This is a genomic window from Pseudoalteromonas sp. BSi20480, from assembly GCF_000241365.1.
GTDB classification, from domain to species: domain Bacteria; phylum Pseudomonadota; class Gammaproteobacteria; order Enterobacterales; family Alteromonadaceae; genus Pseudoalteromonas; species Pseudoalteromonas marina.
In genome coordinates this window covers 16,378-39,664 of the sequence record NZ_BADX01000075.1, presented here as the reverse complement: position 1 = coordinate 39,664, position 23,287 = coordinate 16,378, and the positions used below count along the sequence as shown (strand labels likewise).

The window sequence follows — 23,287 nt, the reverse complement described above, 5'->3', positions numbered from 1 at the left end:
AGTTCACCTCGTTTTATACACATTATTATTTGTTTAACTGCCACTTTGCGCTAATTGCTTGCTGCTCTTGTGCTCTATCGAGTGGTGCGCCGCTGATCATGCTATCTATAACAGCATCTAAGTCACTGTTATTAGACGCCGTTTGATATTGCGCGCCATTGTTACTTTGCTGCGTAGCTGTTTGCGCTTTAATTTGCCAACCGCTTTGCGTTTTACAAGCAATGCTTGTTTGCGTTGTATTATTTGAGCTTAGTGCATACTGCCTACAAAGCTCACCTTGCTGATTTTTAAAACTTAGCTGTGCGCTAAATACTGAGCCATCACTTTGCTCAAACACACCACTACTTAGCTGCGTATTAAGGGCTGAAGCTGTATTGCTGGCTACTAAGTTTTGCGCCTCACTGGGTTGTAAATAGCTCGTCATTGCAATACCAAATACCACAGCTACGCTTGCTGCTATTGCTATACTTTTATTAGCCGATTGCTTAACCTTTTGCCAAAGCGTTAACGTTACTACATTACTGTTTAACGTGTTTTTTGTCGTTGCTGTATCAAGCTTTGCAACCGTTTTAGCTAATGAGTCACTAAGTGGTGCGTCGTCAATACTTGTTGCGTGCTCTTTTACTAACATGTCTACTTCGCTAAATTCTGCAAGTCGCATTACTAGCTCATCATCGGTTTCAAGGGCTTTGCGCACTTGTTCCATTTCGTGCTCGCTTAGTTCTGAGTCTAAAAAGGCGCTAAGTGTTTCGTCGTTAATGTTCATACTTGCTCCTTTTTAAAGTCGGGTTTTATTAAATTATAAAGTGTACTGCGTGCGCGCGATAATTTACTCATTACACTGCCTATAGGTATATCTAGCGTATGTGCTACCTCTTTATAAGCCATGCCCTGCACTGCCACCAGCGATACTATGGCGCGTTGCTCTTCTGGTAATTGCCCAAGTGCTGTATTTACATTTTTAAGCATTTGTTTGTTTTCGAGTGTTTGGTGTTCATTGCTTGTAATTGGCTCTGGTAAAATATCGGCCTGAGCCGTATTTTGCCTTACCTTGCGTGAGCGGTATTCGTCTATCCACACATTACGGCAAATTTTAAATGCCCATTTAGCAGGCTCAACGTCATCCGGAATGCCTTTTACTAATAGTTTTTCAATTGTTATTTGCACTACATCGTCTGCATCTGCTTTACTACCCGTTAGCGAATAGGCAAAACGCCTAAGCATGGGCAATAAGATTTTTATAGTTTCGTTCATTAATTTTTACCCCTTTTATAAAGAAGACGATTCAAAAAAGCATTTATTCCCAAATAATCAAAATAATTTAAATAATGAAATATTTTTATGTGTTAAACGTTAACTAACCAGCATGATAAATTTAATAGAAGTAACCCACTATGAATATTATAAACACACGCGTTAAACACATAATAGCCGCTTCGCTTTGTATATTTAGCGCAACGAGTTCAGCCAACATAGTAAGAGTCGATCAGGTGCTTGGGCAGCTAAACCCAATAGAGCAGCGTATTGAACAAACTATAGAGCGAGCACAGCGCCTGCCGCTTCCGGTGCCTGTTCCGCAAATATCGATTGATGAACTAAAAGCGCAAATAAGTGAGCCAATTAGCAGCTTACCTAATGTGCTTAACATTAATATAAATAGTCAAAACACCGCATTTGTTGAAGTAGAGCTAGAAAACGGCTTTAGAGCAATAGAGCGCCAATGGTTATTAATGGCAAATAGCCAACAACTTAATACCCTACAGCAGCAAAATGTTACTATTGTATCGGTAAAAAATTACAACGCACTTAACATGAGCTTAGTGCGCTTTAACGTGCCCCAAGGTGTTAATTCTAAAAGTGAGTTATTAAAAGTGCTTAACTTAGATGAGTCTGCAATACTTGACCGAAACCACATATACCAAGCGCAAACTGGAGAGCCTACCGCAAAAGTAACACCAAATAACTCTATTGCCCCTTACTGCACACAAAGCGTAAAAATTGGCATGATCGACAGCGCCATTAATACCAAACACAGTGCTTTTGAAGGCGCAAATATCACTACGCAAAGCTTTTTACCACAAGGGTTAAGCTCGCCAAATTTACACGGCACCGCCATTGCAGGGCTAATTACAGGTAAAGGCGCAAAACTTAGCCCGCTTTTAGGCAGTGCCAAGCTTTACAGTGCCGAGGTGTTTTATAGGCAATCTGAATATGCACAAGGGGCTACATTATTTGCCATAGTAGAAGCACTTAACTGGTTAGTAAGTAATAAAATACCCGTAATTAATATGAGCCTAACAGGGCCAAATAACGCAGTTTTAGAAGCAAGTATTACTGCAGCAATAAAACAAAACGTGTTGATTGTAGCTGCTGCAGGTAACCAAGGGCCGGCGTCGCAGCCGTTATACCCAGGTGCGTATAAAAGCGTGATAGCGGTAAATGCTATTGATTCACAAAACCAAATTTATAGATGGTCAAATAAAGGCGATTACATAGACTTTGCAGCTCTTGGTGTAAATGTTGTTACAAGCCAAGGCAGTGGAAAATTTGGGAGGGAGTCGGGTACGTCAATGGCGGCGCCGCATGTAAGCGCGGCATTAAGTTGTTTATTGTTAAAGCATGGTAATAATAAAACCAAAGCTCTTAACGAGCTTACATCGCTTGCCGTCGATTTAGGCGAGCATGGCAAAGACACCACCTTTGGTTATGGTGCCATTTACCCACCTAAAAATGCACTTTAACTGACGCCGATAAAACCGATTGCGTATAGGTATTGCTACTAAGCTTTGATTGATAATCGCCATATTCAGCCTCGGCTATTAATGTTACGTGCTCAAATAAAGCTAGGTTATAAAACGCATTAACGACATTTCGGTGCTCATCTCGCGACGGTATTTGCTCAAAAAAATCATCCGTTGTTTGCTCATCGTAATCTTTATTTTGATAACGCCAGCCTGCGCCCACTTTATTCGCTACATTAAAGGCCGTAAATTTGTGCGTAACTTTAGTAGTAAAACCGTAGCCGTTAAAGTCGTATTGGTTGTCGTCGGCGTTTTCTTTATCGGCACTTAGCGCTGCCATTAGCATGGTTTGGCCATTATTTATAAAATGATAAAGCGCTACATCGCCGCCTACGCCGTCGGCATTACGTGCTTTTGCAGTAGCAAAACGTTTAGCTTTGGTTTTTACACTCATACGCAAATACGTATGCGGGTTTAAAAAATGGCCATAGTAGGCGCTGGCTTGGTTAAAATGTAAAAATGGTTCGCCATCTACATTTGCTTTTGCACCATCGTAACGAACCCCTAGCTCATGGCTATTAAAGCTATAACTGCCATCTAAACCGTATTGATGCAGGTCTAAATCGTATTGATCAAACTCATCGTAGTCTTGTTGTTCAAACTTATAGCTTGAGGTTAATTTAGTGCTTTTGGTTACTTGCCATTTTGCATTAACACCGGCTGCGGTTTTTATGCCGCTGTCGCTTTGCGACGAAATATCGTCAAGCTCCTGAACAGACAGCGCCGAGTTACTTAATACTCCAACTTCTGCATCTGCATTTAGCTCAAAGCTACTTTTAAAGGGCTTATTTTGCTCAGCTGTTTTAATGTGGTTAGTTTGTGCAAGCACCGCTTTGGCACTAAAAACACACAATGTGGCGGTTATAACTGCTTTCATATTTATTCTCCAACAGGCCGAATAGGTTTCCCCATTCGGCATTTGTGCAAGCACTTGGCGTATTAAAGGCCTAGGTCTAAATCGTTAGTAATGTTGGTTACTACTTCACTTGCGGTGCTGAGTGCTACATCGTTACTAACTTGATCAGTAACCGCTGCACTCACCTGCCCGCTAACACTTTGTTGTACTGTGCTTTGTAAACTACTAACCGTACTGTCTTGCACACTGGCAATTAAAGATTGCTGAACATTGCTTACTACTTCATTACTGGTATTAATTGCATCACCCATTTGCAGTGCAGAACTCACTGAGTTTGCAGCCGTATTAGTAATTGCTAATTGGTTTGTAAGCTCACCCGCATTAAGCGCATTAGTTGCATCAGCTTGTGTAACTGAATCGGTAGCGCTGCCCACATTTGAAAGTAAAGAGGCATCGGCTGCTGCGTCGGTAGTGTCTGGCTGAGCGCCTTGCTCAGAGGTAACAGAAAGTAATGACGACTGGCTCACAGCGGTTGTTAAATTACTCGCCGATGAGGTTAACTGCGCTGTTGCATCAAGCGCTGTATTGATTGTGGTAATGCTTGTGGTATTTAAAGACGAGGCCGATGCATTTAATGCATTATTTAAAGATGAGCTGGCAGATGCAACTAATGAATTTGCAGGCTCTGCGGCCTCGCTGCTTTCTTGCGCTGGAGTTTGCGTGTCACTAGCCGTTGAATCTGTGTTTTGCGAGTCATCAGCCGTTACTTGTGTATCGTTAGATACGTTTGACTCGTTGCTACCACTGGCTGTTAAACCATTTTGTGAAAGCGTAATAGATGAAGATGATTGTTGCTGCGCCGACGTTGACTGAGATAGTTCAATATCAGCGGCATGCACTGCACCTGTAAAAGTACACACACCGCTTAACATCATTACGCTTACAATTTTATTTAATTTAGTCATTGTTTTGTCCTCTAGTTTGTCGGATTGACATAAAGAAGACGATTTACAAAAACACTTTATTCCAAAAATAAATAATAAATTATAATAACGTTACTTAATTACTTAAGTTTCATACCCTTAAATATAAATTACTCGTTTACTGCGTTAGCGTTTCACTGTTTTGGATCAGCAATAACAGCTCGGCAGTGGCGGTAGCATCGGCCAATGCGCGGTGATGGCTGGTTAAATTTAAATTAAAATGCGCGCTAAGGTTACCAAGCGAATACGACTTTAAGCCTTTAAACGCTCTGCGCGATTCAACCACGGTGCACATTTTTGGCATTTTAAAAAAGTGCCCTGCAACCTCGCATTCTTTTTTTATAAAACCGTAATCAAAGTTTACGTTATGGGCTACAAAAATACTGCCTGCAAGTTTATCTAGTAGTGGCTGTGCTATATCGGCAAATACAGGCGCGTTGTAAACCATGCCATCGCTTATGCCGGTCAATTTAGTAATAAAGCTTGGGATATGGCGCTGCGGATTAATAAGAGTCGTCCAGGTATCAATCACTTTACCGTGCTGCACTTTAACTACGCCAATTTCGGTAATGCGGTTACCACCTTTTAAGCTGCCCGTGGTTTCTATATCAACCACGCTGTAAACACGATTAGGGTCTACAAACCATTTAACTGCGGCAATATGTACCGTAAAGCCTACATTTTTTAAATTATCAATAGTGGTAAGTTGGTTGCGCCTAAGCTTATCGCCTGGGGCTTTAACCTCTTCAAAATGTACTTGGCCATTATTAATAACCATTAAATCGGGGTAACCGTCTTTTAGCTGTAAATAGTGTTTACTCATAGCCGTTAAATGCGCAATTAACGCTTCAAGCGGACTGTTTAAAACAAGTGCTTCTAGTGGCTCTAATAAATTGCTGCGCCATCTAAATAAACCATTGGGCTGCTCAAAATACTGTGTGGCATGCTTACATACCAAATTAAGCAGCGCCTGATTAGTGCTACAGTTTTTTAAACGTGCGTTAATTTGCGTGCTTTGTGCATCATAAAAATTACCAAGCTGTAAAACTTGCGGGTAAATATCAAATTCATTACACGGCGGGTAAGGCGATTCAATAAATAACTCGTGCCAAAATACTAAGCCAAACAAGCTTTGCCATAAGGTGTTTTCGGTATTAAAAACCGTTAACCCTTTTGCACTGTAATGCTCATTTACGCCTTGCTCTACATCGCCTCGGTAAATTTCGTCAATTTCAAGCACACACTGGGTGTCGGCCAGCATAGTACTTAAGCGCGAACGCGTTTGTTTATTAAACTTACGCATTAAAAAGTCATCAGCAAAATACAGTAAATCGTCGGTGAGCGGGTTTTCTATAATTTGCTCTAGCTGCGCTTTTACCCACGCTTTATTACCTAGGCGGTATTGCTCTCTTATTTGAATTTCTTGTGCTTCGGCGTAATCGGTGCAGCCTTCAAGTAGGCTAAAAGCAAGTTCGCTATAGGTATTTTTAAGTTGTTTATACAGCCTAACCAGCAGTTTGTTTTTAATGTCGTGCGCTTGTGCGCCATGCGCCGGTTGCGCTAAAACTAAATGCGCAAGCTCGGTGTAAGGGGTTTTGTCATCAAAGGTTTCATCTTTTGTATTACCGGCTGTTTTGCCGATGTTTTTAAACGCTAAACGGTAACGATTTAAAACGTAATTAGATTGCGCCTCAGCGAGTGTATTAAAGCGCGATAAGCTCTCGCTGTGCCCTTCGCGGGTAGCGGTTAACCCTAAATCGCGCATAACAAAGCGGTTTTGATGGTTTACATCGCCACTACTTAAGCGCCCTGCAAATAAAAACTCAAAATACTCGTAATAATCTTCACGGTTATTTATCACATATTGGCTATATAAAGGGGCTAAATCATCTGCGTGAACACTAAAAAACTGACACGCAATAGTGACCAACTCCCCTTTAGCTGCGCTTTTCTTAAAGCTTACTTGCTCACTGTAATTACTGAGTAACTCCATCAGCATGGGCTTGGTTAAATGCGCTATAAGCTGCTTGTAATGCTGTGCGTTTGGCTCATATAAAATACCCGCTGTTTTTAGCGTACAAATAGCCTGATGCGGCGAGATTATTTCTTCATAATTGAGCGATTGCGCCTGCACTAAATAAGGTTTGCGCGAATACACACGCGCCAACATGCATTGGCTTTGCTCATCAAGCTGGTTAATTTTACTAATAAATTGGCTGTGCTTGGGCTCAAGTAAATGCATACATTTACTTGTTACAAACTCAATAAGCTCTCTAAAATGCGCTAAATAGTATTTTGCTGGTAATTCTTTTTTCATAACATCGCCACAACTGTATATAAAAACAGTATCTAGCATTTGTGCTTATTATTCAATCTTAAACTTGTAACTAAAACACGCTATAGTGAGTGTATAAAAGTAAATTTATTAAAAATAAAGGACTTACCATGAGCGCGCACCCATACGATGTTTTATCACTCAATAACGGCGCAAATATTATTTTTACGCCTTGCCCTGGTACAAAAACGCAAAACCTAGCGGATTCAATAGCTACATTAAAAGCCGCTGGCACTCACATGCTACTTTCGCTTATGCCGCAAAAGGAGCTTGAAAAAAACAACGTACAAACAATTAATAGTGAGTGCAAAAAGCACGATATAACCTGGTTTCATTTACCTATAAATGACGACGAAGCACCCAGACAGCCTTTTACATCAAGCTGGAACACCCACAAAACAGACATACTACAAGCCATACAGCAAAAACAAACCATTGCCATACATTGCAAAGGCGGCACTGGCCGCACAGGGTTGGTTGCTGCGCTTATTTTAAATTCAGCAGGTTACACAAAGGATGAAGTGTACAGCTTAGTACAAGGTATTCGCCCTAAAGCACTGACTATAGAGCTGCAAAAAGAGTACTTTGAGAATTTTAGCGGGTAATGAAAAACTAACGTAAAACAGCAAAGCTACTAATAGTTAAACGCCCATTAATTGGATCGCAGGCATAACCGTTAGCTGCATTTATATTCCCGGAATGCAATAAGTTGCTTGGATATATAACAACCCGGTTTAACTTTGCCTCTACACTGAAAATTTGCTCAAACAAAGCTGTACTGCCATTTATATAATGTGGGTTTTTGTGAAGCCTTTGCGCCATGGCTTGTTGCTTTATAGCTTGCCTAAATGGCATAAGTCGCTCTTTTGTTATGCGTTCATACCCCAGGGCTTTATGTTTGTAAAATGAAGTACCCCCATGTGTTTCATCACATAAAAAATGCACCATAGCAAGTTGGTTCATATTAGGTGTGTCAAAATGGGGAAGCATCTGTATTGGCCTGAGTTTATCAGGCTCTGTGCATGCAATTGAAAAGGCAGAAAGTATTACATCAAACTCGCTTTTATCTGCCATATTAAAGTGTGAATTAATAATTGGCGACAGTGCTTTTAGCTGCTCTATATAACTAAGCGGTGCTGCTTTTCTTACTCCTGGGTAAAAGTCACTTTCTTGTGCGCAAAATGTTTCTCTGGCGTTTTGAGAAAACACAGCAAAATTAATTAGCGCATCTACATTATTAACAAAATCATCAATAACAATTATTGGGGTTTGCTCTTCCCCAACAGTGTGTATGTGTAACACCATATTTTTGTTAAGTGTAAAATCAATCATCGGCTAAATTAAGCACCGCATTTTTACGCTCTATTAATGGGTATATCTGACCAAGTGAGGTTATTACTGTATAAATGGCAGGTAATAAAGCACTTTGATGTAAAAGCGTAATTTGATCACTATTAAGTTGTGAGAGCTTTTCTTGATTAATAGTGTATAGGCCGTTTAACTTTGTTTTTTTGTTATTTTCAAACGTTACTTCAAGCGATAATGGCTGTAGTAGTTCATACTTTAACAACGCATCAATTAACTTTTTATTGTCTATTTCGCCTTGTAGTAAATGCCCTAAACACTGCTTTATTTGTTTAAAATAGCCACTTTCTTCTGCGCTTTGGGTATAAATTGGTTCTAAATTATTTTCGCTTTGCGCAGAGTTATCAACTACTGCAGGGCTGTTTAAATTAATACACACAGGGTATTGCGTCTGCTGCGAATGCGTATCACCAACAAAAAATGGCTGACGCTGTAACTGAAGCGGTAAATATACGCCCTGCCACTGTGATTGCTGATAAAACAAGTTCTCATGTTGCTCAAAGCCTAATAAAGCATTGAGTGTAAACTCGCCTGTTTCTGAGTTTTTTGCAAAAACTATAGGCTGCTGAACGGCAATTTGGCTAAGCTCCACCATAACTACGGGGATCATATTAAGATTTTTAGCGTGTGATTGTGCTTTTTGTGTATCTATTTTTATATGCTGATGAGCACTTTGCTCTAATGCGACTAAATTTTCCATGCGTGTCTCTTTATTGTTTTTATGTGTAATTTTTTAAGCTAGATAACACTAAAACCATGGTGCTTAATTTTATTAAGCAGCTCTCGGTTACTAGGTAAGTTAGTGACTGCTTGATTTATCATACTCTTATTTTTATCAAACTGACTTTTAGCGAAAACAGTGTCTTTAAGCATATAGGCAGTTGTGCTGTAATCACTTTTAAAGCCCATGCCGTATAAAACATATTGATAACTGGCCGCTGGAAACACCTCATTATTACTTGTAAAGTCGTGATCAGCAGGAGCGCGGTATTGCCACAACTTCATTAGATCTTGTAAGCTTTGAGGAATCGTTTTTGGGTCTCTGTTATCACGCCAAAATGCGTTATCGTCACGGTTTGATAAAATATAATGCAGTTTTAAAAAGTCGATTATTTTTTCCCACCTATAGGTAAATGTCTCGTTAAAGCGTTTGGCGGTAATATCCATAATATCGCGGGTCTGGGGGAGTTGTTCGCTTATCATTTGCGCTGACATTTCTACTAATACCAATGCAGAGGCTTCAAGCGGCTCTAAAAAACCAGCTGAAAGCCCAACCGCAACACAGTTGTTCTGCCAAAAGTGTGAGCGGTGGCCGCTTTTAATAGGGATTTTTCTAATTGTTAACGACTCTATTTTATCGCCAACATACGCTTTGAGATTTTCTCGTGCTTGAGCTTCGCTACTATATTTACTCGAATACACATAACCTACACCACGGCGGTGCTGTAATCCTATATCCCATATCCAACCTGCTTCTTGCGCTGTTGAGATTGTGTGGGATGCAATACACTCATCTTCATTATCATAAGGGACTTGCACTGCTAAGGCGGTATCAATAAATAGCACGTCATCGCACGGCTTAAAAGGAACCTCATAATGCTCGCCTAATAACAATGAAGAAAAGCCGGTGCAATCAACAAATAAATCACCGCTAATTTCACCTTGTTGCTTTGTGGTAACGCTTGCAATATCGCCATTTTTAGCACTATTAACCTGTGTTACATCAGCCAAAATATGTTTAACACCAAGTTCCTGCGTGCAATGTTTTTGTAAAAAAATGGCAAATTTTGCAGAGTCTAAGTGGTAGGCATAGTTGGCTATAGCTGCGTATTCTGGTGTGCGAATAGTTTTAGGGGCAAGTCCTTGCTCACAAATAGCTTCTTGGTAACACACTGCGTTTGAAAAAGACGTTGACTCAGCGGCGTTATTTAACCAGTGGCCAGCCATATCTGTTTTTGAAAAGCCCTGTGGCAAAACTAATGGGTGATAATAAAAATCATCCTCGGAGCCATCCACCCACTTGGCAAATTTTGCTCCTTGCTTAAAGCTTGCTTCACACTCGCGTATAAAATCAGTTTCGCTAATACCAAGTGCTATTAATGTACTGCGCATGGTAGGCCAAGTACCTTCCCCAACACCTATAATTGGTACATTTGGAGACTCAACGAGAACAACATTAAGGCCATCCGGGGTATTACTTTTGTGGTGCGCCGCTAATCGTCCGGCTGTTAGCCAGCCCGCTATACCACCACCAACGACAACCACTGTTTTTATTTTTTTATTTTGCTGGTTCATACTTGTTACCTATAAAGGCATAGTTAAAAAGTGGCTATTACTAAATGTAAAAGCCACTTTATTAATTAAAGTTAAAAACTACCGCGAATACCTAACGCAAAACGTCGTCCGCTATCTTCAACCAACAATAATTGATTAGAAAAACGACCACGCTTGTGCACGTATTCTTCGGTTAAGTTAATACCTTCAAAAAATACCGATACATTTTCGGTAATGTCATAGCTGCCGCTAGCATCAAGTTGTGCGTAATCTTCCACAATTGTCACACCATCACCATTTAGCTGTGTAAGTGACTGTACAAAGCTATCGCGCCAGTTATAGGCTAAACGCGCTTGAAATGGTCCATTCTCATAAAAGCCAACCACATTATAAGAGTCGCTTAAGCCTGTTAATGCAAAAACTTGAGTTATATCTGCAGAGTCTAACTCTGCATCGCTGTCTACAAATGTTGCATTAACCATAAATCCAAAGCCACTATCAAAACTATGTTGTAAGGCGACTTCCCAGCCATCAACAATCGCCGATTCGCTATTATTGGGCAATGTATTAGTGAATACAGCCGTCGAGTCGGCAGCATCAGGGTTGTCTACATCGTTACCTGTAGAGGGGTCAGTTAACAATCCGCCGCCAGACAATTCAAAAGTTAAGTCTTCGGTCGTATTAATAATGAAGTTAGCAACATTTTTTCTAAAGTAACCCGCAGATAAATAACTGGCATCAGCGTAATACCACTCCAACGATAAATCTAAGTTATCAGAGGTAAATGGCTCAAGCGCTGGGTTACCAGAGCTTGATGTTAAATTGCCGCCTTGACGAGTTGTTTCAATAACTGTTACAGGCGACATACTATCGAGCGTTGGCCGTGTAATTGTTTGTGATACCGCAGCACGTGCTATTAGCTCATCGTTTATTTCAAGCTTTACACTAAAGTTAGGTAAAATCGCTTCGTAATCTGAACTTGCTGAGATATTTTCTACAGCGCCAAAGTTAGCGAGCATTTCTGTTTTATCTAGAATGGTTAACGCACTAACCGGCTCATCGGTCCCCTTTACGTTTACATCAGTGCTTTCGTATCTAAAGCCCGCTGTTGCGTATAAAGGCATGCCTGCAAGCTCAGCTTCAAAATCAAACTCAGTATAAAACGAGAACGTATCTTCAGTTATCTCAAACGACTTATTACGTTTAACTGCATCAAAACTAATAGGTTGACCATTCGCTGCAGCTATTTGCTCAAGGTACGCAAAGTTTGCCTCACCATCATGTGCAAGCCATGACGTTGGCATACGACCGCTGCCGCTCACATCAGATAAAAAGTCATCTCCTGCGTCAAATACAAATTGCGCTAAACCATCCATACTTGGGTCATCTGGGTAACCACAAAAAGTACAGTGAATACCAACACCTTCGTTATCCCAACGATCAAGGTTTTTAGTTTCAGTTGAATACATAGCACCAAACTTGACCGAAACTAGGCCTGAGCTACCATCGTTATGCCAAATGCTATCCCAACGAAACTGATCCACGGTATCTTCTACAGCCCAACCACGGCGTAGCATTACATGTGCTCGGCTATTGGCTGTATCTAAATAGTTTGATACGCCATCAGGTGTAACTGCAGGGTTATAAGCAACACCGTCCAGCTCTTGCTGGCCGCTATAAATGTTAGGGTTAGCAGAGGCAAACTCACTCGCATAAGGTAAAATACCGCCATCCACTTCAAATCGAACTCGATTAGCATAGCCAATCAACGATAACTGATCCCCGCCACCATTATTAGCCTCACGCTCAGCCTTTGAGTGGCTTAAATCAAATTTCATATTTAAATTATCGTTTACATGCCAATCAAAGTTTAAACCTAATGCGCTAGAGCTTGTTAAGCGATCAAACTTTTTAGCGTGCATATCAGTAGCAAGGCCTACCTCTTGATATAAATCAACCACAGTACCATTTTCATCAACAGTAGGTCCTGCAGCCCCGCCAAAGCCTTCTATGTTTGGCGCTGTAAACCAATGCCCGTATGACGTGGTGTCTGCTTCTACATCGAAATCAGAATAAAGCCCATCAGCTGTTATGACTAAATCATCTGAGGGTGCATACTGTATAACTAAATTTGCATTAGTACGTGTACGTGTTTCTGTTGTTACTTTATGATCATAGTTACGCGGCGAAAAAATATTACCGGTGTATGCTTGCCCGCTTTGAGTTTGCGGGTTTGGGACGCCTACATTTTCTAACCAGCCATCTACCTGCGCCTGGTTTAAGCGTGTTTCGCGCTCTTGGCGAGAAACAGCAAATAACACACCCAGTGTGTCATCATTAAACGTATTGCTGATTAACCCAGATATCTCAGGTGTGGTTTCTTCACTATTTTCATCGTAAATACCCTTAACACTTCCCGCAACTTTAAAGCCATTAATAGCAAATGGGCGCGCTGTATTTACATTGACTGTTGAACCAATACCACCTGACTGCTTTGTGGCTGTTGAGGTTTTAAATACGTCTAAGCTTTTAACCAGCTCTGATGCAATGGTATCAAAACTAAAGGCACGGCTTTGATTTTCAGAGGCCATTTGGCGTCCATTTACGAGCACTGTATTAAACTGAGGGCCAAAACCACGTACTGTAATGAGCTGCCCTTCACCGCCTGAACGGTCTATTGAAACCCCTGTAATACGCTGTAAAGACTCAGCTAAATTTGTGTCAGGAAATTTACCAATATCTTCAGCTGAAATGGAGTCAACCACGCCACCCGCTTCTCTTTTGGCATCCATAGCTCGGCCAAGCGAGCCTCTAATTCCGCGTACTTCAATTATTTCTGGTTCTTGTGCTGCTGTCTCTGCTACTGCAGGGAGCGTTGCCATTGTGCTTAGTACAGCTAGTACAGCACTCGACACGCCATTTTTTTTATAGTTAGCCATGTTGTCAGTTCTCTCGAAGCTTGGATCTATTAAAATAGATATTTGCCCATCTTCGCTAACATGCGGTTGCAACCCTGTGCCATCGAGTAAAATCTGTAATGCGTTTATTATTGAATACTCGCCAGCAATAGTATTTGTTTGTAACTGCTGAATTTTATCCAGCGGAAAAAGCAAAGTAATATCGGCTTGCTCGGCAAAATTTATTAGCGATAAATCGGCCCTTTGTCTGGGAATATTAAACACTGCTTTGTCGTTTACAGGGCTCGCTTTTAACTCGGTGGTGAATAAGCTAAAAACCAGCACATAAATTGGTAAACAAAGCGGCAAATGCACATATTCCTTGTGTATAGTTTTTGGCCATACACTGAACAAAGACGAGTGACTTTTTATTTTCCTCCATAAATATTTTTTATTTTTTTAAATTAAATTATTTTTTTGACTTGCCATGCTAATTTGTTTTTGCCTTGATTATTTTTATTGTTAGCGCGTTTACTTGTATTTTTAAACGATTAAAAATACAGTCCAAATTGCCATTTTTTACTTATTAATTAAAAAGTTAAAGTTTTTAAAATGAATAATCAGTACCTGGTGAGGTATTTGTAATGAAAAAAACTGTAGTACACTTCGCCATTACATTACAAGCTTTATGCCCCGTGCGGTTAATGAACATTAAATTTAAAAAATAAAATGCTGATTTATTTTTAAATTTAATGGCGGATTTTTTCTTACCATTCGTCTTAGTTTGTAGTGGCAAAACAATAACAATAATTGCCGTAAACACACACACGAGACACACACTAAATGACGAAAGACACACTTTTTTATAAGGTCTATTTGGCCTCGCGCAAAAGTCTCTCAAATGTAGTTGCACGCATAGTGCCGCCACATGAAATTGAAGATATAGTGCAAGAAACTTATGTGCGAATTTGTCAGATTAAAAACACTGAAAACATAAGCTCACCAAAATCTTTTATTTATAAAACGGCGCGAAATTTAGCGCTCGATTACCAAAAGCAAGCCAATATACGCCTAGTCGATGGGATCGACAACATGGAAGCGTTAGAGCAACTCTTAGCGGAGCATCAGCAAGACGAAATGTATGAAAAAGCACTAACCGATAGTGAGTTTTCTAATTTTTGTGAAGCCATACGGCTTTTACCTGTGCAGTGCCGCAAAGTGTTTGTATTAAAAAAAGTGTATGGTTATTCGCAGCGAGAAATTGCTGCTCAATTAAACCTTAGTGAAAGTACCGTGGAAAAACATATAGCAACAGGCATGAAACGTTGTACGCAATTTATGCGTCAATCTAAAAAAAGTGTTTATGAGCAACCAAATACTTCTTCCCAGCTAAATGCAGGAGGTAGGAATGACTAATATTCATCACATAAACGAGCGAAACACTAGCGACGATTCGCGCCTTGATGAAGCCAGTGAGTGGCTGGCTAAACTTGATCGTGGATTGACTAAATCTGAAGAGCAAGCGCTAAAGCAATGGTTAGCACAATCTTATAAAAATGTAGAAGTGTTACTTGAGGTAGCAAAGCTGTGGGATAAAATGGACGATCTCAGTCGTTTGTCAGATTTATTTCCACAAACACCAATAAAACAAAAACGTCTCCCTATGTGGTTGGGTGCAACTGCTGCTTCTATTTTATTAGCTGTTGTACTTAGCCTTTTTCAAGAAGCGTTTAACTTTTCATTTTTTTACCCAGTTAATCAGTCAGCAGTGGTTGCTAAACAACTTAATTTTCAAACCGACGTAGGTGAAAGTAAGGACATACTGCTTTCTGATAAAAGCAAAATCACCTTAAACACAAATAGCTTCGTTCAAGTGAGGTATACCCAACACTCTCGCGTAATAAATTTACTGCGTGGCGAAATTCATATAGACGTAGCTCACGATAAAACGCGTCCTTTAAGTGTTATCGCTGGTGATAAAGTTATTCAGGCTGTTGGTACTGCATTTAATGTAGAAGTAGGTCAAAAGCAAATAGAACTCATTGTGACAGATGGCAAAGTCCTTGTTGCAGAGCAAAAAGCCGAATCGTTACCCAACCTTTCCCTGGGGACTAATAAACAAGGACAGTATTTATCAAATAATTCAACTTCGGTGTCAAAGGGAGAAAAACTTGATTTAAGCTTTAAAGGTAAAATTGCTAAAGCGGTCGAAAAAGTTGATCCTATGGATGTAGCCGCTAGATTATCGTGGCGCAAAGGTAGCTTAATATTTAGAGGTGAATCACTTGCTGAAGCAATGGCTGAAATCAGCCGCTATACAAACATAGATTTTGAGCTTTCAGAAGATGACCGTCTCAAACAAGTACAAGTAGCTGGCATGTTCAAAACGGGCGATATTAAAGGACTATTAGAAGTATTAAACAATAATTTTAATATTGATTATGAGAGAGTTAGCCCAGATAAAATTCGCCTAAAATACGCTGCACCACACGTCTCAATTTAGTAAAGTACACAATAATAAAAACCAGGACACACAATTATGACATCACCTATCTCGCCGAGCAGTAATAGCTCGGCGCACACATTGGGCACATGCTCTCTTTTTTATGTAATTTTTATATCGGCCGTGGCTGCTATTGGTGGCTTTTTATTTGGTTTTGACTCGGGCGTTATTAACGGCACGGTGTCGGCGCTCGGCAATGCGTTTAATTCAAGCAGTGTGGCTACGGGCTTCAATGTGGCATCGGTATTATTAGGGTGCGCCGTGGGGGCACTTGCTGCGGGGCCGCTGGCTGATAGGTTTGGTCGCCGCGCAATTATGATCATCACCGCGATTATTTTTGCCATTAGTGCGTTTGGCTCGGGCATTAGCGAAAGCTCGGGCGAGTTTATTTTTTACCGCTTATTTGGTGGTTTAGGTATTGGTGCTGCATCGGTATTGGCGCCAGCTTATATTGCAGAGGTTGCACCACCAGCCCTTCGTGGTCGTTTAGCTACATTACAACAACTCGCTATTGTATTGGGTTTATTTGCTGCGTTTTTAAGTAATTATTTAATTGCTGATGCGGCAGGTAGTGCGCAAAACATTTTAATGCTTGATATAGCCGCTTGGCGCTGGATGTTTTGGGTTGAGCTTGTGCCTGCAATACTGTTTTTAGTGGGTGTGTTGTTTATTCCTGAGTCGCCTCGTTATTTAGTGGCGCAAGGTAAAGTAGACGATGCAAAAACGGTATTTAGTAAAATTTCGAACGACAGTGCTGATGCGCAAATAAGCGATGTTAAAAGCTCTTTGCATAGCGATAAAAAGCCGAGTATTCGTGATTTATTTATTGATGGCAGTAAAAAAGTACACCCAATTGTTTGGGCGGGTGTTGCGCTGAGTGTATTTCAGCAATTTGTAGGTATTAACGTGGTATTTTATTACGGCTCTGAGCTTTGGCAAGCTGCTGGGTTTGACGAGTCGCAATCGCTATTTATAAATGTATTAGCGGGTACTACTAATATTGTATCGACCTTTATTGCTATTGCCCTTGTTGACAAAATTGGTCGGAAACCACTTTTACTTGTGGGCAGTGTGGGTATGTTTATTAGCTTAAGTGCGCTTACTTATATATTTGGCAGCGCAGGCCTTGATGAAGCAGGCAAGCTTGCACTTAGCGATAACATGGGTACGTTTGCGCTTATAATGGCTAACTTATTTGTGGTATTTTTTGGTTTAAGTTGGGGCCCGGTTGTGTGGGTGTTATTAGGCGAGATGTTTAATAACCGTATTCGCGGCGCAGCGCTTGCTGTTGCTGCAAGCGCACAGTGGATTGCTAACTTTGCCATTACCATGACCTTCCCTATTATGCTGGCTAATATTGGCCTTGCAGGTGCGTACGGCTTTTATGCGTTATCGGCACTTATTAGTATATTTTTTGTTGTTAAATACATTAAAGAGACCCGAGGTAAAACACTTGAGTCTATGTAATTAGCCCAATAAAAAGCGGTGAACCCTCTCACCGCTTTGTGTTTTTTAGTTAAATGATTGATTCAACAGTTGTATGCAAGGATTAAGAAGTTACTGCGCTAAATATTGGATTCACTACCCACCCTTAATATTCTTTTTTACTATAAGTAATCGATTTAAATTCCTTTTTTGAATATAGAAAATTAGCTATTGTCCGCCTTTTCCAACTACGTATGTCTGTCAAAATGAAAAATAAGTTAGTATCTGGTTTGGCCCTAACCTTTACCCTAGGTTCTTTTAACGTACTTGCTACCAATGGGTATTTTACTCATGGTTATGGCATGACCCACAAAGGCATGGCAGGTGCGGGTGTTGCGCTATCGGAAGAGTTGATGTCGGGTGCAAATAATCCTGCTAGCTTTAATGTAAATGACACTGAAATTTCAGTTGGGTTAGAGTTATTTTCACCTGATAGAAAATACACAGCTTCATCTGTAGATACGTTTTATCCTAATGCGCTTTATCTTGAAGCAAAAACCCAAAAAAGTGATAACACGTTATTTGCCATTCCTGAATTTGCCATTGGCCACCAGCTCAATGACAAAATAAATATTGGCTTATTAGTTTACGGCAATGGCGGCATGAACACCGACTACAACGCCGAGTCAGAACCCGAAGGCACATTTTATGCTGGCACGACTGGCGTTGATTTAAAGCAGATGTTTATTAGCCCAACTATTAACTACCAGTTAAATGAGCAAACAAAAGTGGGGGTTCACCTATTTATGTTGTGCAACAGTTTAAAGCGACAGGCCTTGGAAACTTTGCGCCTTTTTCGCAATCGCCCCAAGCGCTTACAAATAATGACACCGACACCAGCACAGGTTTAGGTGTACAAGTAGGTATAACTCAAACCGTAGGCACATCGTTTAGCTGGGGTGCCAGTTACCGCTCATCGGTGTCTATGGAAGAGTTTGATAGCTATAAAGGTTTATTCGCAGAAAACGGTGGCTTTGATTTACCAAGCTCGATTCAAATTGGTGCCGCTTATAAGTTAACGCCTACAAACCAAGTTGTATTTGATTGGCAAAAAATAAACTACAGTGAAGTTAAAAGCATTGCCAATCCAATGAGTAACTTAATGTCTGCACCTTTAGGTGCAAGCGCAGGTGCAGGGTTTGGCTGGGAAGATATGGATATATATAAATTAGGCTATCAGTGGCAGCGCACTGCAAAACAAAAAATTCGCTTTGGTGTTTCATACACGCAACAGCCTATTCCATCGTCTGAGGTGTTATTTAATATTTTAGCGCCGGGTGTACAAGAGTGGCATTTTACAACGGGTTTTAGTCATGAAGTTAGCGAAAAAGTACAATTAAACGCTATGGCTTTTTACTCGCCAGCTAAAAAAGTATCGGGTGCAAACTTTTTAGCGCCTAACCAACAATTATCAATTGAAATGCAGCAGTCTGGTGTTGGTGTATCTATTGTTTGGGGGATTTAAAATGGTAACCGAATTTACGCCCATTTCAGCCGCTTTAGGCGGTGCTTTAATAGGCATAGCCTGCGCACTATTACTGGTTTTATTTGGCAAAGTAGCCGGTATTTCAGGATTAGTTAAATCGCTGTTCACCCCATTAAAATCCGATAATGTATGGAAAGTATGCTTTATTGCAGGCTTACTAATTGCAGGCGTTGCTACCTCATTTATTGCACCTGAATTATTAGAGGGCGATTTAAATATACCCTCTTGGTTAATTATTGTAGCGGGACTTTTAGTGGGTGTAGGTACTTCACTTGCTAATGGTTGTACAAGCGGGCATGGCGTGTGTGGTATGTCGCGTTTTTCTACTCGCTCTTGGGTTTCAACATGTGTGTTTATGCTTGTTGCCGTTATCACTGCTAACTTAATTGGATAAAACATGAAAGCAATTACATCGGTGTTTTTAGGCTTTATTTTCGGCATTGGTCTTATTATTAGTGGAATGACTAACCCTGATAAAGTACTCAATTTTTTAACCTTTGGCGAGAACTGGGATGGCAGTTTAATTATTGTAATGGCTGTAGCCATGGGAATAATGATGTTGGCGTGGTTTTGGGTTTCTAAAAAAGACAGCCCTTTATTTGGTGAAACATTTAGCCTGAGTAATCTAAAAAATGTAGATCGTAGATTAATTACGGGCTCTGTTTTGTTTGGTTTAGGGTGGGGATTGAGTGGTATTTGCCCAGGCCCAGGCTTGGTTCAGTTAGTGTCACTCAAAATGGAGTTTTGGCTGTTTTTTGCCTCCGTGTTGAGTGGAATGTGGTTGGCTAAAAAAATATAAGCGACTATTGCCGAGCTTGTCTCGGCAATACACTTTTTTTATTCTAAACATAGGTACATAACTTGCTGTAATAAATATAAATATATTTATTAGGTTTAAGTTATGCTCAAAAATACGCTTGATGTTATTAATAACACCCCTTGGTTGAGTACAGTAGCTTACCTTTCAATCATAACTATACTCTTTGTTTTTTATTCGTTTTTTTATAATGTATTGGTTACAAAAGTGGACATCAAAAACCACTTTTACCTTCGATACCCTACTTCTTGATTCAATATCTAAACCACTCACACTTTGCACATTTATTGTGCTAATCACCATTTTGGAGCACGATACATTCGTTATTGACCCCGAGTTAGCGAACCGAATTCCGTTCAACAGCATCAATATTGTATTAGCTTTACTTGCACTTATTTTCTTTTTAAATCACTTTATTATTGGCACGGTTAATCACTACGCTAAACAATCTGCCGTTATATTCAATTCTCAAAGTATTATTAAGGGGGTTATTCGCGTTACATTGTTTTCAGTAGGGTTGTTGGTTTTATTAGGCACATTGGGTATTTCAATTACACCTATTATTGCATCTCTTGGTATTACGTCATTGGCGGTGGCACTTGCTCTGCAACCCACCCTTGAAAACTTTTTTTCGGGCGTACAGCTCGTTATAGATAAACCCATACGCGTAGGTGATTTTATTGAGCTTGAGTCAAAGGAGCAAGGCTTTGTAGAAAAAATTGGTTGGCGCTCTACGTGGGTTAAAATGCTGCCAAATAATATGATTATTATTCCTAATAGTCAGCTTTCTAAATCGCGTATTATTAATTACTTTTACCCCGAAAAAGAGCTGAGTGTACCTGTTGATGTAAGCGTTCACTACAGCTCAGACTTAGAGTTTGTAGAACAAGTAACGCTTGAAGTTGCGCGCCAAATACTGATTGACCATGAGTGGGGCGTTGATGATTACAATACCTTTGTGGTGTATCACACCTTTGATAACTCAAGTATTAATTTTACCGTAATGCTGCGCGCAAAAGAGTACTTTAATCGGTTTTGGGTTAAATCTGCTTTTATTAAAGCGCTGCACAAACGCTATAACCAAGAAGGTATTGTGATCCCCTTTCCTATTACAGCTATTAACACAGCGCAAGAAGCCGCTAATTTTAATAGTGATAAAAATTAAGCGCGAGATAAGCTCGCGCTTAATTTACTTTAAAATTTATAGGTTACTTGGCCTACTATTTCACGTGGGCTGCCCGGGAAGTGGCCGTTACGCTCACTAAAGCCACTTACTGCATATTCTTTATCAAATATATTATTAATATTTACGCTTAATAACACATCGTCAAAGCGGGTACTCCAGCTCATGTCAAATACGGTAAAGGGTTTAACTTTTTGGCCGTCTTGGCTTATTTGCTCGCTTACGTAATTTGCGCCAAATGCTATAGACGAGTCGATGCTATCAAGCGCAAAACGCGACCATAAACCAGCTTGGTGGCGCGGGGCATTAGCAAAACGAGAGCCATCACCGTAGGTGCTTGAAATAGTATCGCCCGTTACACCCTCAACAACCAGTGTATCGTTATATGCGTAGTTAGCAGTTAGCGTCCAGTGCTCGGTTAAATCGCCCACCAGCGTTGTTTCAAACCCACGGCTTTCTACCTCACCTATATTTAAAAGCGCTGCAATGCCGTCACCCGCGCCAGTGTCGTCTGGGTTACTCATTACTACGTTTTCTTTATTAATTTGGTAAATAGCAAAGGTGCTCATAATTTTGCCATTAAGCCATTGGTTTTTCATACCAATTTCGGTTTGTTTACCGGTTTCTGGGGTTAAATTGCCCTCGCCCTCTACATCTTCTTGATCGCCTGATGATGCGGGGTTAAAGCTTTCTGAGTAATTTATGTATACCGATGTGTTTTCAACAGGTTGGTATGTAACAGCCACGCGCGGTGTTACATCGTTATCTGAGTAACTGTAACCGGTTTCTTTGTTTAGCTCTTTAAAATGGTCATAGCGCAAGCCTGCAATAACTGTCCATTGCTCGTTAATGCTTACAACATCTTGTACGTATAGTCCAAAACGGTCAGTATCAACACCATCGCGGTTCATGTCTGTCAGGTTATAAGTACTTGGGTCGGTTTCGCCGTAATTTAAGTCAAATATGTTTAAGTTAGCCACACCGTCTGCTTCATAACGGGCGCGTAAGTAATCGTACTCGGTATCGACTATGTGGTAGTCGCCACCAAACAATACTTGGTGCGCTAATTGGCCTTGCTCAAAGCTATAAACAAAGTCGGTGGTTAAGCTTGTTTCTTCGTTGGCGCGGTATTGCTTTCGGTATTCGCGTTTAATGGTTTCGTCATCAATGTTGGCTTCACCATCACCGTTTACATCTACCCAGTTTTGCGACTCATGATAAGCTTGGTCGCGTTCGTTATCCATGTAACGCAGTGTGCTACTTACAGAAAAATCATCATTAAAGTAATGCTTTAGCTTACCTTGCAGCACTAACGCTTCCATGTCTTGGTAGTCAAATGCTTCATTTGCGTTGTAACTAGGGTCAACTAAAAAATTACCGTTGTCATCTACCGGTACACCACGTAAACGGTTACCGCCTAAGTCTTGTTTGATGTAGTCAACAGTGGTGGTTAGTGTGGTTGAATCTGTTAAATCAAATAATAAACCACCGGTAAACTCACTGTTTTTTGAATCTGCATTATTACGAAAGCTGTCTTGCTCTTCGTAATAACCACCTATACGATACGCCATGGTGTCGGTTAAACCGCCGGTCATATCAAGTGAGGCACCACGCGTGTTGTAATTGCCAAGCGTTATTTTTAGCTCTTTGCTTTGCGTGTACGAAGGCTTTTTAGTCACATAGTTGATCATACCGCCTGGCTCACCACCACCATATAACGCAGAGGCTGGGCCTTTTAATACTTCTACACGCGCTACATTAAATAATTGCGGTACACCAAAGCCCGAGTACGGATCGCCACGTACGCCATCGTAAAATACATTGGCATCGTCTCTAAAACCACGAAAAGTAACGCCTGAATAACTATACTCACTTACCCCGGCTATTGAGCGGTATAAATCGGTAATATCGCGCGCGGCTTGGTCAATAATAAGTTGCTCGGTTAATACCTGCGCAGATTGCGGTAATTTAATAAGATCTAAATCCGTTTTAGTCCCAATTTTACTTTCGGTTTCTAGGTAAAACTGCTGAGCACGGCCTGTTACTTCAATTGTTTCAATTTCGTTATTTTGCTCGGCAAATGCCACATTAGAAAAAGCAGAAAAAGACGCAGCAATACTGAGCGCCAAATATTTTTGGTTAAACATGTTGATCCAGAGAAGATAATTACAAGGCAATACAAATGATAACGACTATCATTGCTATGTGCAATGTGAATAATTTCATATTCACCTTTATTTTTCGTATGAAGAGTTTTGAGCAATACACTAAATCTGCAGCTCAGTTTTGAATAAATTAATTA

19 protein-coding genes and 1 pseudogene are annotated in these 23,287 nt (G+C 40.4%); 10 read left to right on the top strand and 10 right to left on the bottom strand.

The genetic code is table 11. The annotated features are described in order from the left end of the window. Positions 1–25: 25 nt before the first annotated feature. Positions 26–766: an anti-sigma factor family protein gene (locus tag P20480_RS10130; RefSeq protein ID WP_008129295.1), complete on the bottom strand. Its 741-nt coding sequence runs from the start codon at positions 764–766 to the stop codon at positions 26–28. After that, a complete protein-coding gene (locus P20480_RS10135) occupies positions 763–1,254 on the bottom strand; it encodes an RNA polymerase sigma factor (RefSeq protein ID WP_008129292.1) in 492 nt (163 codons plus the stop codon). Before P20480_RS10135 ends, P20480_RS10130 begins: the two co-directional genes overlap by 4 nt. Positions 1,255–1,394: 140 nt before the next feature. Here P20480_RS10135 and P20480_RS10140 point away from each other — a divergent pair, with 140 nt between their 5' ends. Further along, complete coding sequence (locus tag P20480_RS10140; protein ID WP_008129288.1) at positions 1,395–2,741, top strand: S8 family serine peptidase; 1,347 nt, start codon at positions 1,395–1,397, stop codon at positions 2,739–2,741. On the opposite strand, the gene P20480_RS10145 is transcribed toward P20480_RS10140, so the two are convergent. The 3 genes from P20480_RS10145 to P20480_RS10155 all read right to left on the bottom strand — a co-directional run bounded on the left by P20480_RS10145 (position 2,725) and on the right by P20480_RS10155 (position 6,996). Further along, complete coding sequence (locus tag P20480_RS10145; RefSeq protein ID WP_008129287.1) at positions 2,725–3,678, bottom strand: hypothetical protein; 954 nt, start codon at positions 3,676–3,678, stop codon at positions 2,725–2,727. The genes P20480_RS10140 and P20480_RS10145 overlap by 17 nt on opposite strands. Before the next feature lie 62 nt (positions 3,679–3,740). Next, positions 3,741–4,622 carry a hypothetical protein gene (locus P20480_RS10150; protein WP_008129285.1) on the bottom strand — a complete coding sequence of 294 codons (882 nt, stop codon included), beginning with the start codon at positions 4,620–4,622 and terminating at the stop codon, positions 3,741–3,743. A gap of 136 nt (positions 4,623–4,758) precedes the next feature. Further along, positions 4,759–6,996, bottom strand: coding sequence for an exonuclease domain-containing protein (locus P20480_RS10155; RefSeq protein ID WP_008129283.1), 2,238 nt, complete (start codon positions 6,994–6,996; stop codon positions 4,759–4,761). A gap of 89 nt (positions 6,997–7,085) precedes the next feature. Between P20480_RS10155 and P20480_RS10160 the strand changes: the two genes are divergently transcribed. After that, the gene (locus P20480_RS10160) at positions 7,086–7,580 is read left to right on the top strand and encodes a phosphatase domain-containing protein (protein ID WP_008129281.1); all 495 of its coding nucleotides are present in this window, start codon (positions 7,086–7,088) and stop codon (positions 7,578–7,580) included. A 7-nt stretch (positions 7,581–7,587) separates the two neighbouring features. On the opposite strand, the gene P20480_RS10165 is transcribed toward P20480_RS10160, so the two are convergent. The 4 genes from P20480_RS10165 to P20480_RS10180 form a co-directional block, all read right to left on the bottom strand. Next, positions 7,588–8,307 (bottom strand): DUF6445 family protein, encoded by a 720-nt coding sequence (locus P20480_RS10165; protein WP_008129280.1) that lies wholly within the window; start codon positions 8,305–8,307, stop codon positions 7,588–7,590. Beyond that, entirely contained in the window at positions 8,300–9,040 is a 741-nt protein-coding gene (locus P20480_RS10170) for a SapC family protein (protein WP_008129278.1), read from the bottom strand. Before P20480_RS10170 ends, P20480_RS10165 begins: the two co-directional genes overlap by 8 nt. Before the next feature lie 38 nt (positions 9,041–9,078). Next, entirely contained in the window at positions 9,079–10,635 is a 1,557-nt protein-coding gene (locus P20480_RS10175; protein ID WP_008129276.1) for a tryptophan halogenase family protein, read from the bottom strand. 71 nt (positions 10,636–10,706) lie between these two features. Next, positions 10,707–13,553: a TonB-dependent receptor gene (locus P20480_RS10180; protein ID WP_033025396.1), complete on the bottom strand. Its 2,847-nt coding sequence runs from the start codon at positions 13,551–13,553 to the stop codon at positions 10,707–10,709. A gap of 801 nt (positions 13,554–14,354) precedes the next feature. On the opposite strand from P20480_RS10180, the gene P20480_RS10185 reads away from it, so the two are divergent. The 8 genes and pseudogenes from P20480_RS10185 (at position 14,355) to P20480_RS18025 (ending at position 20,967) form a co-directional block, all read left to right on the top strand. Continuing rightward, positions 14,355–14,927, top strand: coding sequence for an RNA polymerase sigma factor (locus P20480_RS10185; protein ID WP_033025389.1), 573 nt, complete (start codon positions 14,355–14,357; stop codon positions 14,925–14,927). Beyond that, positions 14,920–16,014 carry a FecR family protein gene (locus P20480_RS10190; protein ID WP_008129270.1) on the top strand — a complete coding sequence of 365 codons (1,095 nt, stop codon included), beginning with the start codon at positions 14,920–14,922 and terminating at the stop codon, positions 16,012–16,014. The genes P20480_RS10185 and P20480_RS10190 overlap by 8 nt, the downstream gene beginning before the upstream one ends. A 36-nt stretch (positions 16,015–16,050) precedes the next feature. Continuing rightward, positions 16,051–17,481: a sugar porter family MFS transporter gene (locus P20480_RS10195; protein WP_008129267.1), complete on the top strand. Its 1,431-nt coding sequence runs from the start codon at positions 16,051–16,053 to the stop codon at positions 17,479–17,481. A 224-nt stretch (positions 17,482–17,705) separates the two neighbouring features. Next, a complete protein-coding gene (locus P20480_RS20010; protein ID WP_008129266.1) occupies positions 17,706–18,350 on the top strand; it encodes an OmpP1/FadL family transporter in 645 nt (214 codons plus the stop codon). Continuing rightward, positions 18,251–18,964: an OmpP1/FadL family transporter gene (locus tag P20480_RS20005; RefSeq protein ID WP_256438041.1), complete on the top strand. Its 714-nt coding sequence runs from the start codon at positions 18,251–18,253 to the stop codon at positions 18,962–18,964. Before P20480_RS20010 ends, P20480_RS20005 begins: the two co-directional genes overlap by 100 nt. A 1-nt stretch (position 18,965) precedes the next feature. Beyond that, positions 18,966–19,379: a YeeE/YedE family protein gene (locus P20480_RS10200; RefSeq protein ID WP_008129261.1), complete on the top strand. Its 414-nt coding sequence runs from the start codon at positions 18,966–18,968 to the stop codon at positions 19,377–19,379. A 3-nt stretch (positions 19,380–19,382) separates the two neighbouring features. Next, the gene (locus P20480_RS10205; protein ID WP_008129258.1) at positions 19,383–19,784 is read left to right on the top strand and encodes a DUF6691 family protein; all 402 of its coding nucleotides are present in this window, start codon (positions 19,383–19,385) and stop codon (positions 19,782–19,784) included. Positions 19,785–19,886: 102 nt separating this feature from the next. Continuing rightward, a pseudogene (locus P20480_RS18025) lies at positions 19,887–20,967 on the top strand (mechanosensitive ion channel family protein). A gap of 29 nt (positions 20,968–20,996) precedes the next feature. Here P20480_RS18025 and P20480_RS10210 read toward each other — a convergent pair. Continuing rightward, positions 20,997–23,132: a TonB-dependent siderophore receptor gene (locus P20480_RS10210; protein ID WP_008129252.1), complete on the bottom strand. Its 2,136-nt coding sequence runs from the start codon at positions 23,130–23,132 to the stop codon at positions 20,997–20,999. Positions 23,133–23,287: the final 155 nt, after the last annotated feature.